Origin of the sequence: Yinghuangia sp. YIM S10712 (genome assembly GCF_051388935.1) — a bacterium.
In the GTDB taxonomy this organism is placed as follows: domain Bacteria; phylum Actinomycetota; class Actinomycetes; order Streptomycetales; family Streptomycetaceae; genus Yinghuangia.
In genome coordinates this window covers 25689-42797 of sequence record NZ_JBPKBI010000015.1, presented here as the reverse complement: position 1 = coordinate 42797, position 17109 = coordinate 25689, and the positions used below count along the sequence as shown (strand labels likewise).

Genomic DNA, 17109 nt, shown 5'->3' with positions numbered 1-17109 from the left:
CCCCCCCCCCTCCGCGCCCCCCCCCCACCGGCGTTCACGGGGCACATCGGACGAACGCCCCCCTGCCGCCCCGGTACGTTTGCCTGCGTGGCCCTCCTGCGTGATCTCGCCTCCCTGCTGCGGCTGCGCGACTTCCGACGGCTGTTCGCCACGCGGCTGACCTCCCAGTTGTCGGATGGGATCTTCCAGGTCGCGCTGGCCGGTCATGTGTTCTTCTCGCCGGAGAAGCAGACCTCGGCCGGCGACGTGGCGGCGGCGTTCGCGGTGCTGCTGCTGCCGTACTCGCTCGTGGGGCCCTTCACCGGAGTCCTGCTGGACCGCTGGCGGCGGCGGCAGGTGCTGGTCTGGTGCAACGTGCTGCGCGCGGCCCTGGTGTCGGTCACCGCCGCGCTGGTCCTTCTCGGCGTCCCCGACCCGGTGTTCTTCACCGCGTGTCTCCTGGTGCTGTCGGTCAACCGGTTCGTGCTGGCCGGACTGTCGGCGTCGCTGCCGCGCGTCGTGCCGGAAGAGCGGCTCGTGGTGGCGAACGCCGTGTCGCCCACCGCCGGGACCATCGCGGCCTCGGCCGGCGCTCTTGCGGCCTTCGTCGTCCACCTGTTCGTCGAGGAGGGCCCCGGCGCGACCGCGCTGGTGATCCTCATCTCCGGCGCCGGATACCTCGGGTCGGCCGCGGTCGCCGCGACGATGGCGGTCGGCCTGCTGGGCCCGGACCCGGACCGGCTGGTGGCCGGCGTGCGCGAAGCGGTGTTCGGTGTCGCCCGCGGTCTGCGCGACGGCGCCGCGCACGTATGGGAGCAGCGCGCCCCCGCCCACGCGCTGGCCGCGATCACGGTGATGCGGTTCTGCTTCGGCGTCCTGACGGTCATGACGCTGCTGCTGTCCCGGAACCGGTTCAACGACCCGGCAGACACCGACGCCGGCATGGCGACATTCGGCCTCATCGTCGGCGTGACGGCCGTGGGTTTCCTCGCCGCCGCGGTCCTCACCCCGGTCATCACGCCGCGCATCGGTGTGCCGGGCTGGATCGTGGTGTGCGCGCTGGCGGGCGCGGTCACGCAGGTGGGGCTCGGCCTGACGTTCGCCCTCGGTCCCCTGCTCGTCGCCGGCTTCCTCCTCGGCCTCGTGTCGCAGGGCGCCAAGATCGGTGTGGACACCATCGTGCAGACCACCGTCGACGACGCCTTCCGAGGCCGCGTCTTCTCGGTGTACGACGTGCTGTTCAACGTCTCGTTCGTCGGCGCCGCCGCGGCGTCGGCCGCCGCGCTGCCGGCCGACGGCCGCTCGATCGCGGTGCTGTGCGCGGTGGCGGCGGGATACGCGGCCACCGGTCTCGGCTACGCGGCGGCGGTACGCAGGCACCCGCCGCGGCCGGTCGGCCATGACGCCGAATCACCCCAACTCGGGAAATTCGGCCAATCCGGTAATCCAGTGGAATAAGGGCGCCAATTCTCCGCTCCGGCGGCTCATGTGGGCGATCTCAAAGATCGACTTACCACCAAGTAGTGCCATAAGGCGACCCGGGCATTTACGCTGCCCCAGCGATCGCTCGCTCAGTCTCGCCTTTGCCGCATGCCGCCGATTCGGAGACGAAGATGACAAACCACCCGAGCACGTCCGATCCGGACCGGACCCCCTACGTGCCCGCGTGGTCGGACTCCACACCGCCGCACGGCTCCGCCGCCGGCCCCACGCCGGCCGATCCGCCGCCACCCGCCGAGCGGAACCGACACCGCGGCGAGCCCGAGCGCAGCGTGCTGCTCAGCCCGGTGGTGCTGGGCCTGACGGCACTGCTCCTGGCTGTACTCGGAGTTGGCGCGTTTTTGTACCTCGACGGCGAGGACGAGCGCACGCTGGTTGAGGGTGTCTGCCTGAACGATCTGTCGGGAAACAAACCGAATATCGCCGAATGCGACACATCCGAGGCGAAGTACCAGATCATGGAGATCTTCACCGACACACTCGACTACGGCCAGTGCAATTCGGTGGCCGGGGCGAATATTCCGCTTCTCATCGACAACGCAGGTCGCAAGGACCTTTTGTGCGCGATGCAGATCGCGTGACATGCATCCTGCCGGAACTCACGTGCGCGCTGTCGGCACCAACCTCTAGGGTTTCCGAGGCTTGATGTCCCCCCTTTAGGCAATCCGACGGAGCCCACCCCGTGTCGAATCCTTTCGCCGGCGGACCGCAAGGTCCCGGCCAGCAACCCCAGCAGCCGTACGGCCAGGTCCCCCCACAGCAGCCGTACGGCGGCCAGCCGCAGCAGCCCAACTTCTACGCGGGCCCGCCGGTCCAGCCGCCGCAGCAGCAGCGTCGGCCGTGGCTGAAGTGGCTGCGAATCGGCGTGCCGGTCGTGGTCATCGCGATCGCCGCGATCGCGTATTTCGTCGGTAACAAGGACGACGCCACCAAGGCGGAGGTCGGCGACTGCCTGACCAGTTCAGCGGACGCCGACGACATCAAGACGGTGAGCTGCGACAAGCCGTCGGCCGCCTTCCGCGTCATCGAGAAGTTCACCGATACTTCCAGCACCTCAAAGTGCGAAACCGAGGAGCTCCTCGCCAAGGGCTCCGTAGGCGCCTTCTACTGGTCAGGTGCCGGCAAGGGTGTGCTGTGCTTCACCTTCACCAAAAACACCACCGTTGAGCAGGCATCAAAAATCGGCATAACCTCGCAGGAAGAACTCGACGAGTACCGCCAGCAGCTCGCTGCGGCAGGCGTGCCCGGTCTCCAGTAGTCCGCACTACACCGACATGACGAAAGGCCCGCCCGATGAGTCGGCGGGCCTTTCGTCATGTTTCGAACTCTCAGGTGGCCTTCAGCCCTCTGTCGGCCTCACTCCTGCTCCGCCCACCACTTCCGCAGCTCTTCCACCGCCGCCTCGTAATCCATCGGCCCGTTCTCCAGCCGCAGTTCCAGCAGGTGGCGGTAAGCCCGCCCCACCAGCGGCCCCGGCGGCACGTCGAGCACGCGCATGATCTCGTTGCCGTCCAGGTCCGGACGGATCGCGTCCAGTTCCTCCTGCTCCTGAAGCCGCGCGATGCGCTCTTCCAGCGAGTCGTACGCCCGTGCCAGCGCCGCGGCGCGGCGGCGGTTGCGTGTGGTGCAGTCCGAGCGCGTCAGCTTGTGCAGCCTGTCGAGCAGCGGTCCGGCGTCGCGCACGTAGCGGCGCACTGCCGAGTCGGTCCATTCGCCGGTGCCGTAGCCGTGAAAACGCAGGTGCAGTTCGACCAGGCGCGTCACGTCGTCGGTGACGTCCTTCGGGTACTTGAGCGCCTTCATGCGCTTCCTGGTCATGTGCGCGCCGACGACCTCGTGGTGGTGGAACGAGACCCGGCCGTCCTCCTCGAAGCGGCGCGTGCGCGGTTTGCCGATGTCGTGCAGCAGGGCCGCCAGGCGCAGCACGAGGTCGGGTTCGCCCGGTTCTTCGAGGGCCATGGCCTGTTCGAGGACGGTGAGCGTGTGCTCGTACACGTCCTTGTGCCGGTGGTGCTCGTCCAACTCCAGGCGCAGCAGCGGGAGTTCCGGAAGGATGCGGGCGGCGATGCCGGTTTCGACGAGCAGCAGGAGGCCCTTGCGCGGGTGCGGTGAGCACACGAGCTTGTTGAACTCGTCGCGCACGCGCTCGGCGGAGACGATGTCGATCCGGTCGGCCATCGCGGTCATCGCCGCGACGACGTCGGGTGCGACCTCGAAGTCGAGTTGGGCGGCGAAGCGGGCGGCGCGCATCATGCGCAGCGGGTCGTCGCCGAACGACGCCTCGGGTGTGCCGGGGGTGCGCAGGACGCGCTGGGCCAGGTCTTCGAGGCCGCCGTACGGGTCGACGAATGTGACCCCCGGCAGATCGACGGCCATGGCGTTGACCGTGAAGTCGCGGCGCACGAGGTCGTCTTCGATCGAGTCGCCGTAGCTGACCTCCGGTTTGCGCGACGTGCGGTCGTACGCCTCGGAGCGGTAGGTCGTGATCTCGATCTGGAAGTCCTGCTTGCGGCAGCCGATGGTGCCGAAGGCGATGCCGACCTCCCAGACGGCCTCGGCCCAGGGGCGCACGATCGCGAGGATCTGCTCGGGGCGGGCGTCGGTGGTGAAGTCCAGGTCGTTGCCGAGTCGGCCGAGGAGTGCGTCGCGCACCGAGCCACCCACGAGGGCCAGGCGGTGCCCGGCGGCCTCGAACCTGCGCGCGAGGTCGTCCGCGACCGGGGCGACGCGCAGCAGTTCGGTGACCGCGCGGCGCTGGACGAGGGTGAGACGGTCCGACTGTGTCGCCGGCATGGGCGAGTCCGTCGCGGCGGGGTGCGGTGTGTTCTTCGCGTGGGGCACGACGTACAAGGGTACGGGGACGCCGCGCGCGGATCGTCACCTTTATCGCACTCGGGTTCGGGAGGGGGCGATCTTGCCGCCCATGGCGGCGGCGTGGCGCACTAGGATTTCAGGATGCCCTCCGAGACCCCCCCGCCACGGCGGAGGCTCAAGGCGGTCGAGGAACGCTCGGCCGGCGGCCTCGTCGTGGACCGGGGCACGCTGCGGGCCGCACTGATCGCGCGTCGCGATCGCCGCGGCCGGCTGCTGTGGTCTCTGCCGAAAGGGCACATCGAAAACGGTGAGAGCGCGGTCGACGCGGCGCTGCGCGAGGTGGAGGAGGAGACCGGCATCGTGGGCCGTGTCCTCGCCCCGCTCGGCGTCATCGACTACTGGTTCACCGCCCCCGACCGCCGCGTCCACAAGACCGTCCATCATTACCTGATGGAGGCGGCCGGCGGGGATCTGTCCGACGACGACATCGAGGTCGAGGCGGTCGCGTGGGTTCCCTTGGGCGCGCTGTCGGCAAGGCTCGCGTACCCGGACGAGCGCAGGCTCGCGGTGCGCGTGCCGCAACTGTTGGCGGACACCGCGTGACCGGTGTACGCGGGCATGCCAGAAGCGCGGGCGGCATTGTGCTGCTGCTTCTGATGCTGGCGGCGGCCCTGGTCACCGCCGCGGTGTCGCGGCCGGCGGAGGCGGCGGACACCCCTGCCGTCGAGGTGGTGGTGCGGTCCGTCTCGACGCCGGTGCTGCGGCCGGATTCGGTCCTGAAGCTCGGCGTCGACATCGTCAACAACACCTCCCGCGACCTCGACGACGTCACGGTGCAGATGCGGGTCGGCGTGAACGAGATGACCGTGCGCACCGAGCTGTCCGAGGACGGCGCCGGAACCCGTCCGGTCACCGCGGACGAGGCGACCGTGCGGATTCCGGCGGTCCGGGCCGGCCAGCGCGAGTCGCGCGAGTTGACGGTGCCGGCGGACGAACTCGGCCTGAGCGACGGCACGGCGGGCGTCTACGCGTTCAACATCGATGCGGTGGACGGCGGTTCGCGGGTCGCGAGCTCGCGTCTGTTGGTGCCGTGGATTCCCGCGAAGGCCCCCAAGGCGGCCAAGTCCCGTATCGGCGTGCTGTGGCCGCTGATCGACCAGCCGCGCCGCGACGGGACGACGCTCGGCGACGACTCACAGACGCCGGTGTTCCTCAACGACGGGCTGGCTTCCGAACTGGCGGACGGCGGGCGGCTCGACGCCCTCGTCGACATCGGGGCGACGGTTCCCGAGGTGACGTGGGTGGTCGACCCCGATCTGCTGGACACCGCCGGCGAGATGGCCGGCGGCTACCGCGTCGCTCCGCCGCAGTCTCCCGACGCCCAGGCCGCCGAAGCGGCGGCCGACGCGGAGGCCGAGGCCGCCGAGGAGAGCGACGGCGAGAACTCCGACGGTGAGAAGTCCGACACGGAGACCGCCAACGCGGCACCGCGGACCGAGGAGGAGACCGAGCAGGGCACCGGCGGTCCGACGGCGGCCGCGTGGTTGGACCAGTTGCGCCGGGCGGTGGCGGGCGAGACCGTCGTCGCGCTGCCTTACGCCGACGCCGACCTGGCCGCGATCGCACACGCCGCCGGGCCGCTGAAGACGGAGCTGACCGCGGAGCTGGCCAAGGCCACCGCGCTCGGTCGGACGACGGTGCAGCGGGTGCTGCCGAATCAGCCGGTGCGCTCGGATGTGGCGTGGCCGGTCGTGGGCGCGGTGGACAACCCGGTGCTGGACACCGCGAAGGCGAACGGCGCCTCGCTGGTTGTCGCTTCCGGGTCGAGCCTCCAGCCGCGTGACCCGCACCTGACGTACACCTCGTCGACGCGCCTGCAACTCACCGACACGACAAGTGCTTTGGTGACCGACCACCGCATCGACACGCTGCTCGCGGGCGGCATGAACGATCCGAACCGTCGCCTGGAGATCCAACAGGCCCTCATCGCCGAGCTGTTCACCATCGCAATGGAGCAACCGCAGCTCCAGCGCTCGCTGTTGATCGCCTTGCCGCGCACGGCCGACGCCGGTCTCGCGCAGGCGGTGGCCGGTGCCCTCCAGGCCGCGGCGGGTGCCGACGGCTGGTACGAGATGGTGTCGCTGGACGCCCTGGGCCAGACCGCGGCGGGCGAGGACCGCACGATGAAGGTCTACCCGCCGGAGCTTCGGCGCACCGAGCCGTCCGAGCGCTACCTCAAGTCGGTCCCCCAACTCCAGGGGTCCGTCGAGGTGTTCGCGGGGATCCTCAGCAAGCCCGAGCGCATCACCGACCCGTACGACCCGGCGGTTCTGCGGACGCTCTCGACCTCGTGGCGCGGCGACACGAGGGACGCCGACGCGTATCGGCTGGACGTGACGCGAAGTCTCCGGGTGTTGCAGCAACTGGTCCGGATCGCTCCGAAGACCAGCGTGACGCTGTCGGGCGAGACGGGCCAGGTGCCCGTGACCATCATCAACGGCCTGCAACAGGCGATCACGATCAAGCTGGGTGTGGAGTCGCGGCAGCCGAACCGGCTGGAGCTGACGGCGGAAGAGGTGCGCACGATCCCGGCCGGGCACACGTCGGCCATCCCGATCGACGCGAAGTCGGCCGCCAACGGCAAGGTCATCGTCGACGTGCGTATTCTCACCCCGCGTGACGACCGGCCGTTCGGGCCCACGCAGACTTTCTATGTCAACACCACCAGCATTGACGGCATCACCTTGGGCATCATTGGAGTCATCGCGGGTTTGCTCGCGCTGTTCTCGCTCCGGGCCTACCTGCGCAGGCGCGGTGCCGCGGCGGCGGGGGAGGACGGGTCCGGCGAGGGCACGGAGACCGGCGGCGATGATGCTCCTGGGCCGTTCGGGAACGGTACGGGAGCGGGCGAAAACAGCGAGGGGGGAACCAAGCGGCAGGGGAGTCGGGATCGGCCGGAGGACCACCACGCACCGGCTTGACCGTATTTGCGCCTCTTGTCTATATGTCAGCGGACACTGGGCGTCGGGGCACGCCGCGGCGTGCCCCGGATGAGAAAGTGGGGACTGGAGCCGACCAAACGACCTGAAGCGGAAGACGAGGACCTGCCCGCATGAACGACCGGAGCGACGAGCGACAGCCGTACCACGGCGGCACGGACGACCCGGGCGAAGGGCACGGGTCATATGTGACGCCTTATCAGGACGAACCCCACGCCGCCGACCCCTACTTGGGGCAGCCGGGACAATACGGTCACCAGTACTCGGATCCCGCGCAGGAATACGCTCCGTACCCGCCACCCGCGCAACCCGGGCCCTTGCACGTTCCGCAGTCCTCGCAGGGCGACGGCGGCGCATGGTTCCGCGACGACGACGGCGCGGGCGGCGGCCTCGACGAGGCCTTCTCGCCCCCACCGCAACCGCCCGGGTCCGGTCCCGGCCAGGGCTACGGACAGCCGGGTTACGACAGCGGGCAGGCGTACGGCGGCGGACCGGGCCAGGGTTACGGGCAACAGCCCTACGACGCCGCCTACGGACAAGGCGGCTACAGCGGCCACGACGGACAGCAGCCGGGCTACGGCTCGTCGCAGGGCTACTCCGACGACGCCTACGGCGCCCAGGCCCAGCAATACGGCGCGCAGGTCCCTCCGCAGCATCAGGAACAACAGCCCTACCAGGACGCCTACCAGTCCCCCGACCAAGGCGGCTACGGCGGCGGCCAGGGCAACTACCAGGGCCACTATGAGCCGCCCCGGGACCAACAGGCCCCGGCGCCGGAGCCCCAGGCCCCCGCCCCGCCCTCCTCCGGATCGCGCTCCGGAGGAGGCTACGGCGCGGGCGGCGGCTGGGGCGACTACGACCGTCCCGGCGGCTGGCTCATGGACCAGACGCTCACCGGCATCCACCTCGGCCTCACCGGCGAGATCGGCATGCCGACCTACACCGAGGCCTACCAGCGCTACGAAAGCCGCCAGCGCGCCGAGGCCGAAGCCGAGGCCGCCGCGAGTTCGGTCGGCCTGCTCGAACCCGATGCCGCGCCCCTGCCCGGCCCCTCCCAGTCGCCCGTCTACCGGCTGCCCGGCAGCGGCGCCGAAGAGCGCATGGCCGGCATCCCGGTCGGCGGCAAGAAGGGCGGCAAGCTCTCCGGGATGATGCGGTCCAGCGCCCTCATGGCGTCGGGCACGATCATCTCGCGCATCACCGGCTTCGTCCGCAGCCTCGTCATCGCCGCGGCGCTGGGCACCGCGGTCTTCGCGAACACGTACAACGTCGCGAACACCATGCCGACGCTGCTGTACATCCTCGTCGGCGGCGGCGCGCTCAACGCGGTGTTCGTGCCGCAGCTCGTGCGCGCCATGCGCAACGACGACGACGGCGGCGAGGCGTACGCGAACCGCCTGCTGACCCTCGTGATGGTGATCCTGCTCGCGCTGACCGCGGTCGCGGTCGTGGCGGCCCCGTGGCTGATCCGGATTCTCGCGAACTCCCTCGCGGAACAGGAAGCGGAGTTCGAACTCGCCACGACCTTCGCGCGTTACTGCCTGCCCATCATCTTCTTCATGGGCCTGCACGTGATGTTCGGTCAGATCCTCAACGCCCGTGAGCGCTACGGGCCGATGATGTGGACGCCGGTCCTCAACAACCTCGTCATCATCGCGACGTTCGGCCTCTACATCTGGGCCGCGGGCACGCAGCACAGCAGCGGCATGACAGCCGCCCGCATCACCGAACAAGAAGCACGGCTGCTCGGCGTGGGCACGCTGCTCGGGATGATCGTGCAGTCGCTCGCTATGGTCCCCTACCTGCGGGCCGCGCGCTTCCACTTCCGCCCGCGCTTCGACTGGCGCGGCCACGGCCTCGGCAAGGCGGCCGGACTCGCCAAGTGGACCTTCCTGTTCGTGCTCGCGAACCAGCTCGGCTACCTGGTCACCACGCAGCTCGCCAACGCGATCGACAGCGACGCGCAGACCGAGGGCATCACGTGGGGTGTCGGCTTCTCGGCCTACACCAACGCGCTCCTGGTCTGGCAGTTCCCGCAGGCGGTCATCACCGTGTCGGTCATGGCCGCGATGCTGCCGCGCATGTCGCGTGCCGCGGCGGACGACGACACCACTTCGGTGCGCGACGACATCTCGGCCGGCCTGCGCATGTCGGCCGTCGCAATCGTGCCGTGCGCGGTCGTCTTCGTCGCGCTGGGACGCGACATCGGCGGCCTCATCTTCGCGCCGACCGGCGAGAACAGCGCCCACTGGATCGGCTACATGCTGATGGCGCTCGGGCTCGGCCTCATCCCGTTCTCCGCCCAATACGTGCTGCTGCGCGGGTTCTACGCGTACGAGGACACACGGACGCCGTTCCTCAACACCGTCTGGGTGGCCGCGACGACGGCGGCGCTGTCCGGGCTGGCGTACCTCGCGCTGCCGACCAAGTGGGCGGGTGTCGGCATGGCCGGTGCGTACGGAGCGGCCTACCTCGTCGGCGTGATGCTCGCCGCGCGCAGGCTCAAGGCACGGATCGGCGACCTCGACGGACGCCGCGTGATGCGGACGTACACGCGCCTGATCATCGCGGCGGCGATCGGCGGTGTCGCGGCCTTCGCCGTGGCGCGGTTCTGCACCAACGCGCTGGGCAGCGCGTTCGGCGGCTCGCTCGCCGCGGTGCTGGCCGGACTCGTAGCGATGGCAGTGGTGTTCCTGATCGCCGCGAGTCGCATGCGGATCGAAGAGCTGTCGGCAATGACCGGAATGGTGAAGGGAAGGCTCGGACGCTGATCGAAACCTTGCGCGCTCGTCCTGCGTCGGATGAGACGATAGGTGTTCACCACAACATCCCATCGGCGCCCGGCGAGCGGAAACCCGGCCGTTGGATCACGATGGGGCATAGAAGACGGTGTCCCGGGGCCTTTCAGGGTAGTAGAGCCCGGGACGACAGACGGTTCGCCGGACATACCGGGGGCAACCTGCTGCCCGTCGCAGAAGTCGTATGTGCAAGAGGCGGGCTAGGGACCGCACCGTCTCGCTCGTACGATGGGGCGGGGCAACGAGGAGGGTGAGAATACGGTGACGGACCGAACCGCAGGATCCGTCCAAATGGCGGACGGACCTTCCGGCTCCACCACCGTCGACTCCGGTCGAACCGCCGAGACCGCCAGGCCCGTCGACCCCGCCGGGAACGTCGAAGCCGTCGAGACGGGCGAGAACACCGAAGCAGACGCTACGGACGAGAACGACATCGAAGCGCCGGAAGTCACGGCCGAGGCAGCCGACACCGAGACCGCCGACGCCGAAGTCGCAGTGGCGGCACCGGAAAAGACCGACACCTCCCCCCATGCGGAGGCAAAAGCGGAACCCTCCGATGAAGTTGCCTCCGAACCCTCGGCCGCCACGACCCCTCCGAAATCCGCGAGTTCCCCGGTTCCGACCGGACATTCCTCTCAACTCGCCGACGCCGCAAGCGAATCCGCTCAGGCCGAACCACCCGTCGCCACTCGCGGCGTCACCGACGTCGCCCGAGGCACCCGCTTCGCGGGCCGCTACCGCCTTGAGGACAAGCTGAGTTCGGGCGGCAAGAGCGTCACCTGGCGGGCCGTCGACGAAAAGCTGCGCCGCGCGGTGGGCATCCACATCGTGGCGGCCGGCAGCGAATACGCCCGCGGCGTCACGGCCGCGGCTCGCGCTGCGGCGTTGGTAGGCGACCCGAGGTTCGTGCACGTGCTCGACACCGCGGAGGAAGACGGCCTCGTCTACGTCGTCAAGGAATGGCTGCCGGACGCCGACAACCTCGCGTCGCTGCTGGCCGTCAACCCGCTGCCGCCGCACGAGGCGTACGAAATGGCCCGGTCGGTCGCCGACGCCATGTCCGTCGCCCACCGCGCCGGGCTGTCGCACCTGCGGCTGGACCCCGAGAACGTCCTGCGCATGCACACGGGCCAGTACAAAATCGTCGGCCTGGCCGTCGAGGCCGCCCTCTACGGCCACCACACCACCGACGCGGCTCGTGACGACACCCGCGCCATCGGCTCGCTGCTGTACGCCTGCCTGGCCCGCCGGTGGCCCGACGGCCGGGCGTTCGGCCTGCCCGAGGCCCCGCGCACCGGCACGCGCTTGTGCACGCCCGGCCAGGTGAAGGCCCACGTCCACGGGCCGCTCGAAGCGGTCGCAATGCGCGCGCTCGGCTACGACTACAAGAACCAACCACCCTTCGAGACACCGGAGGACGTCGTCGCCGCGCTCGCGGCGATACCTCCCGTGATGCCTCCCGAGCCGACCGTTCCGGTCAGTGCGGCGGGTGCGGACTTCGACGACGAGTACACCCCGGCGGCGATGCTGGACAAGGGCGGCTCGGGCCCCCGCCCGCCCACGGCCTACCGGCCGGTCGCCGCACCGACGCCGCCTCCGGCCCTCGGCGGCGGCTTCGGCCGGGTCGTCAAGGTGACCGTGTCGGTGATCGTGCTGGTCGCCGTGATCCTGACGACGTGGCAGATCGCGAAGCACGTGAGCAGCGACAAGGATGACACGCCCTCTCCCACACCGCCCCCAAGCGCGAGCAGCCAGGACAGCCCGTCTTCGTCACCGCAGCAGCCGGCGGCCGAGCCGAAACCTGTGGCCGTCAAGGGGGCCTACGAATTTGATCCCTACGGCAGCGGCCAGGATCTTGACGGCGTTCGGTCCACGTACGACGGAAACCCGTCGACCGGGTGGCGAACCCTGTCGTACCGCGACGCTCGTCTCCAGCAACTCAAGCCTGGGCTCGGCATCGTCTACGACCTCGGGCAACCGATGGATCTCAGGTCGGTCAGCGTCGACCTGAGGTTCGGCGGTTCCGGAACCACCTTCGAACTGCGCGTTGCTCCCGAAAACGTGACGTCCCAACCTGACGTGTCCAGGGGTGGCCAGGACGCCTTCCGGACAGTGGCCACCGCGCACAGCGGGCCCGGCACAGAGGTCCAAGTCAGCCTTACAGAACCGGTCAAAACGCGTTACGTGCTGATCTGGTTCACCGAACTGCCCCAGCAGTCCGCGGACGAGTTCAGCCAGGCGGGTCTCAAAAACGGCATCAACGAGATCCGCTTCACCGGGTGATCCAGCCGACGGCGCTGGTCGCTCGCGTGCCAGGATGACCCCCGGAAACCTGACCCCCGGGGGTGAGCATGAGCGCCGAGTCCGCGTACGCCGACGTCGCCGACGCGGAACTGCTCGCCCTGCACGCATCCGGAGACCCGCACGCCTTCGGGGAGTTGATACGGCGTCACCGCGACCGGCTGTGGGCCGTCGCGCTGCGGACCCTCGGGGACCGTGAGGAAGCCGCCGACGCGCTCCAGGACGCGCTGGTGTCCGCCTACCGGGCGGCCGGTCGTTTCGAGGGCCGCTCGGCCGTCACGACGTGGCTGCACCGCATCGTGGTGAACGCGTGTCTGGACCGCGCCCGCCGCAAGGCCGCGCGGCCGGCGGTGCCGCTGCCCGACGATCTCGACCAACGCATCCCCGCCCCTGCCGGCGAGGACCCAGCGGTGCGCGGCGAGACGCGTGCGGTGCTGCTCGCCGCGCTGGCGAAGCTGCCGGCCGAACAACGGGCCGCCCTGGTGTTGGTCGACATGGAGGGTTATCCCGTCGACGAGGCCGCCAAGGTGCTCGACGTCGCGCCGGGAACCATCAAGAGCCGGTGCGCCCGTGGGCGTGCCCGCCTGCTGCCGCTCGTGCGCCACCTGCGCGAAGGGAACCAGGTCACCGGGCCACCCGTCAGACCGGCGGAAAACGGAAGCACGCACCAGGACGGAGGTGTGACGCGATGACCCCTCGGAACCACGTGCTCGGCCCCGACGGGCATGTCGATGTCGACATCCTCTCCGACCTGGTCGAAGGCCTCCTCGACACCGAGGCCGCCGACGAGGCCGAAACGCACGTCGCAGTATGCGCGGACTGCCGCGAGACCCGCGACGCGCTCGTCGAGGTCCGCGAACTGCTGGGCGCGCAGCCCGCCGAACCGATGCCCGACGACGTGTTCGCGGGCATCCAGGCGGCGATCGCGGAGGCCGCCCGCGCAGACGACGAGGGCAGCGCAGCCGACTCCGGCGCGAGCGCGTCCCCGGAGACGCCCGGCATTCCGATGGCCGCCGTCACCCCGCTCCGGCCCACGCCCGACCTTGGCTCACTACCGCCGCCCAGGCCGCCGGCCGTACCCGAACAACCGCAGGACGCACCGGTGGTGCATCTCGCGTCCGCACGCCGCTCCCGCCGCGCGACGGGCTGGCTGCTGGCTGCCGCCGCAGTGGCGGCGGTGGTGATCGGCGTCGGGGTGAGCGGGGGCTTCGACGGGAGCAGGTCCTCCGACAGCAGCGCCGGCGCCGAACAGAACGCGAGCGCTCCGCGCGCCGAGGCGCCCTCCGACCAGGGGCACGGCGCCGCAGCTCCCTCGGCGGCCGGCACCAGGGCACCGAGTATGGCGTCCCTGCCCGAGTACACCCGGGCGAACGTGGCGGAGCGCGTCGACGCACTGGTCACGCGCCAGGCCGCTGCCTCCGATACCACAGGCTCGGGGACCGCCGGTTCCGACGCCGCGACCAGCGAGAGCAGCGACTCGGCGCGGACGCGCCCGGCCGAGGTGCCGAGCTGTGTCTCCGCTGCCGTCCCCGACCTCGGCACGCTCTCCGCAGCCGAACGCGCGCGCTTCGAGGGCAAGGTCGTGTACGTCCTCGTCTCCCAGCCGTCCGGGGACGTCGCACGGGTGGCGATCGTCGACGCCGCCTGCGCCGAGCCCGCGTCCACATCGCCCCAACACGAGACATCCCCCGGCGGCGCGTCCTCCTACGAGGCGCCGACGCGGTCGCCTGGAACGGCCGCGCCTGCGGCGCCCCCGGCGGGTTCGGCGCCAGGTCCGGCGGCCCTGCTCTACAGCGCCACCGTGCCCCTGCGCTGAGCCCCGACGCGGCGGTGGTCGGGGCGGGAATTACACGCGCCTAGGATCGGTTCTGCGGACAGTGCCGCAACCCGCCCGCGGGGGTGGCTCCGCAACCACCGGCATAGCCGCCCGACCGGGCGGCTCGACGAGAAGCAGGGATGGGACCCAGCGTGAGCGACGTCCGCAACGTGATCATCATCGGTTCCGGTCCGGCCGGGTACACGGCCGCCGTGTACGCCGCGCGTGCCGACCTGAACCCGCTGGTCTTCGAAGGCGCGGTCACCGCCGGCGGTGCGCTGATGAACACCACCGAGGTGGAGAACTTCCCCGGCTGGCCCGAGGGCATCATGGGCCCCGACCTGATGGACAACCTCCGCAAGCAGGCCGAGCGGTTCGGCGCCGAGCTGGTCGCCGACGACATCGTCGAGGCCGAGCTGGAGGGCGACGTCAAGGTCGTCAAGGACGGCTCGGGGAACGTGCACCGCGCGAAGGCCGTGATCCTGGCGACCGGTTCGGCGTACCGCGAGCTCGGTCTGCCGAACGAGAAGGAGCTGTCGGGCCACGGCGTGTCCTGGTGCGCGACGTGCGACGGGTTCTTCTTCCGGAACCAGCACATCGCGGTCGTGGGCGGCGGCGACTCCGCGATCGAGGAGGCCACGTTCCTGTCCCGCTTCGCGGAGACCGTCACCGTGATCCACCGCCGCGAGGAACTGCGCGCCTCCAAGATCATGCAGGACCGTGCGTTCGCGAACGAGAAGATCAAGTTCGCGTGGAACAGCGAGGTCGCCGAGATCATCGGCGACGGCAAGCTGTCCGGCGTCAAGCTGCGCGACACCGTCACCGGCGAACTGCGCGACCTCGACGTCACGGGCCTGTTCATCGCGATCGGCCACGAGCCGCGGACCGAGCTGCTGGGGGACCAGATCGAGCTGGACGAGGAGGGCTACGTCAAGGTCACCCACCCGACCCAGCACACCAACCTGACCGGCGTCTTCGCCTGCGGCGACGTCGTCGACCACATCTACCGCCAGGCCATCACCGCGGCCGGCAGCGGCTGCGCCGCCGCCCTCGACGCCGAGCGGTACCTCGAAGACCTCAAGCACCACGAGGAAGTCGCCGCCTGACCGGCGGTCGCGTCTCTTCGTCCCACTCCCATCCCGCGCCCGCCCGAGACACCAAGGAGCCGCTCATGGCCAGGGGCATCTTCAAGACCACCGACAAGAGCTTCGACGACGAGGTCCTGCAGAACGACAAGCCGGTGCTCGTCGACTTCTGGGCCGAGTGGTGCGGTCCGTGCCGCCAGATCGCTCCCGCACTGGAGCAGATCGCCGCGGAGCACGGCGACAAGCTGGAGATCGCGAAGCTGAACATCGACGAGAACCCCGAGATCACGACCCGCTACGGCGTCATGTCGATCCCGACGCTGCACGTCTACAAGGGCGGCGAGATCGTCAAGACCATCGTCGGTGCCAAGCCGAAGTCCTTGCTGCTGAAGGAGCTCGCCGACTTCATCTGAGCGGCGTCCGGCGCATGAAACAGAGAAGGCGTCCCCCGGAACCGGGGAACGCCTTCTCTGCGTGTTGAGGCCGGGGGAAAGCGGCCTCGGGCATAACGAACAACCCGGGCGGCGACCGTTCCCCGGTCGTTCGCGTCCGGCTTGCCTGCGCTCCCGTGCGCGTACGATCGTGTGTCGCGTCACTCTCGGGGAGGATTTCGTTTCATGACCTTGCAGCGGCTGTACCGGCGCGGAGACACCGGACCTGCCGTCGCCGAGATCCGCGCCAAACTGACCCAGCTCGGCCTGCTCTCCGCAGACGCCCGGGCGGATCAGGGCATCGACGGCCGCACCGACGACGCGGTCTTCGACGACGCGGTGGACCGCGCGGTACGCCACTTCCAACAGCAGCGGGCGCTGACCGTCGACGGCGTGGTCGGTGTCGAGACCTACCGCCAGCTCGACGAGGCGCGCTGGCGACTCGGCGACCGCGTGCTCGGCTACTCGGTGAGCCACGCGATGATCGGCGACGACGTCGCCACCTTGCAGCGCCGGCTGCTCGACATGGGTTTCGACTGCGGTCGCGTCGACGGCATCCTCGGTGCCAAGACCGAGCGCGCGCTGCGCGACTTCCAGCGCAACTACGGTCTGGCGGCCGACGGCACCTGCGGCCCCGCGACCTTCCGTGCACTCGACCGCCTCGCCCGGACCGTGGTCGGCGGTCATCCGCACGCGATGCGCGAGTCCGAGCTGATCCACCGCTCCGGCCCCGCGCTGTCGGGCAAGGTTGTGGTGGTCGACCCGGGTCACGGCGGAACGGACCCCGGCGTCGTGGCGCACGGGCTCAGCGAGGCCGAGGTCGTATGGGACCTCGCACGGCGGCTCGAAGGACGGCTGTCCGCACTCGGTGTCCAGGCGTACCTCACGCGCGGACTCGACGGCGACGGCGTCGTCACCGAGGAGCAGCGCGCGGCGTTCGCCAACGAGACGAACGCCGACCTGGTCATCTCGCTGCACGCCGACCGCAACGCGAATCCCCAGGCTCGGGGAGTCGCGACGTTCTATTACGGCAGCGGTGGAGGCAGCGACCGATACGGCCTGCGCTCGCCGACGGGGCAGCGCTTCGCGGGGCTCGTGCAGCGCGAGCTGGTCGCCCGTACCGGCATGGTCGACTGCCACACCCACGGCAAGGCCTGGCCGCTGCTGCGCAGCACGCGCATGCCGGCCGTCCGCGTCGAGCTCGGCTACCTCACGAGCCCGGAGGACGCCGCACTGCTGACCACGGCCTCGTTCCGCGACATGGCTGCGGAGTCGATCGTCGTCGCGCTCCAGCGCCTGTACCTGCCACCCGAGCAGGACCAGCCGACGGGGATGCTCCGCCTTCCGGCGTTCATCTGACACAGCTCCGACACGACAGGGGACGGG

13 protein-coding genes are annotated in these 17109 nt (G+C 70.2%); 12 read left to right on the top strand and 1 reads right to left on the bottom strand.

Translation table 11 applies throughout. The features are described 5' to 3' along the window. Window positions 1-87: 87 nt before the first annotated feature. The 3 genes from ACRX5W_RS25195 to ACRX5W_RS25185 all read left to right on the top strand — a co-directional run bounded on the left by ACRX5W_RS25195 (window position 88) and on the right by ACRX5W_RS25185 (window position 2737). A complete protein-coding gene (locus tag ACRX5W_RS25195; RefSeq protein ID WP_436790582.1) occupies window positions 88-1437 on the top strand; it encodes an MFS transporter in 1350 nt (449 codons plus the stop codon). 155 nt (window positions 1438-1592) lie between these two features. Next, window positions 1593-2060: a hypothetical protein gene (locus ACRX5W_RS25190; RefSeq protein WP_436790581.1), complete on the top strand. Its 468-nt coding sequence runs from the start codon at window positions 1593-1595 to the stop codon at window positions 2058-2060. A gap of 101 nt (window positions 2061-2161) precedes the next feature. Beyond that, window positions 2162-2737 carry an LppU/SCO3897 family protein gene (locus ACRX5W_RS25185; protein WP_436790580.1) on the top strand — a complete coding sequence of 192 codons (576 nt, stop codon included), beginning with the start codon at window positions 2162-2164 and terminating at the stop codon, window positions 2735-2737. Between the two features lie 98 nt (window positions 2738-2835). Here ACRX5W_RS25185 and ACRX5W_RS25180 read toward each other — a convergent pair whose 3' ends face one another. Then, on the bottom strand, window positions 2836-4272 hold the full coding sequence (locus ACRX5W_RS25180) for a CCA tRNA nucleotidyltransferase (protein WP_436790683.1): 1437 nt from the start codon (window positions 4270-4272) through the stop codon (window positions 2836-2838). Between the two features lie 162 nt (window positions 4273-4434). On the opposite strand from ACRX5W_RS25180, the gene ACRX5W_RS25175 reads away from it, so the two are divergent. The 9 genes from ACRX5W_RS25175 to ACRX5W_RS25135 all read left to right on the top strand — a co-directional run bounded on the left by ACRX5W_RS25175 (window position 4435) and on the right by ACRX5W_RS25135 (window position 17082). Next, entirely contained in the window at window positions 4435-4896 is a 462-nt protein-coding gene (locus ACRX5W_RS25175) for an NUDIX hydrolase (RefSeq protein ID WP_436790579.1), read from the top strand. Next, a complete protein-coding gene (locus ACRX5W_RS25170) occupies window positions 4893-7274 on the top strand; it encodes a DUF6049 family protein (RefSeq protein WP_436790578.1) in 2382 nt (793 codons plus the stop codon). Before ACRX5W_RS25175 ends, ACRX5W_RS25170 begins: the two co-directional genes overlap by 4 nt. A gap of 131 nt (window positions 7275-7405) precedes the next feature. Continuing rightward, on the top strand, window positions 7406-10063 hold the full coding sequence (murJ, locus tag ACRX5W_RS25165; RefSeq protein WP_436790577.1) for a murein biosynthesis integral membrane protein MurJ: 2658 nt from the start codon (window positions 7406-7408) through the stop codon (window positions 10061-10063). Between the two features lie 318 nt (window positions 10064-10381). Beyond that, window positions 10382-12373, top strand: a complete 1992-nt coding sequence (locus tag ACRX5W_RS25160; RefSeq protein WP_436790576.1) for a serine/threonine protein kinase — start codon at window positions 10382-10384, stop codon at window positions 12371-12373. A gap of 68 nt (window positions 12374-12441) precedes the next feature. Further along, entirely contained in the window at window positions 12442-13083 is a 642-nt protein-coding gene (sigM, locus tag ACRX5W_RS25155; protein ID WP_436790575.1) for an RNA polymerase sigma factor SigM, read from the top strand. Beyond that, window positions 13080-14207 carry a hypothetical protein gene (locus ACRX5W_RS25150; RefSeq protein ID WP_436790574.1) on the top strand — a complete coding sequence of 376 codons (1128 nt, stop codon included), beginning with the start codon at window positions 13080-13082 and terminating at the stop codon, window positions 14205-14207. The genes sigM and ACRX5W_RS25150 overlap by 4 nt, the downstream gene beginning before the upstream one ends. 152 nt (window positions 14208-14359) lie before the next feature. Then, window positions 14360-15313 (top strand): thioredoxin-disulfide reductase, encoded by a 954-nt coding sequence (trxB, locus tag ACRX5W_RS25145; protein WP_436790682.1) that lies wholly within the window; start codon window positions 14360-14362, stop codon window positions 15311-15313. Window positions 15314-15378: 65 nt separating this feature from the next. Beyond that, complete coding sequence (trxA, locus tag ACRX5W_RS25140) at window positions 15379-15705, top strand: thioredoxin (protein ID WP_436790573.1); 327 nt, start codon at window positions 15379-15381, stop codon at window positions 15703-15705. Between the two features lie 204 nt (window positions 15706-15909). Next, on the top strand, window positions 15910-17082 hold the full coding sequence (locus ACRX5W_RS25135) for an N-acetylmuramoyl-L-alanine amidase (RefSeq protein ID WP_436790572.1): 1173 nt from the start codon (window positions 15910-15912) through the stop codon (window positions 17080-17082). Window positions 17083-17109: the final 27 nt, after the last annotated feature.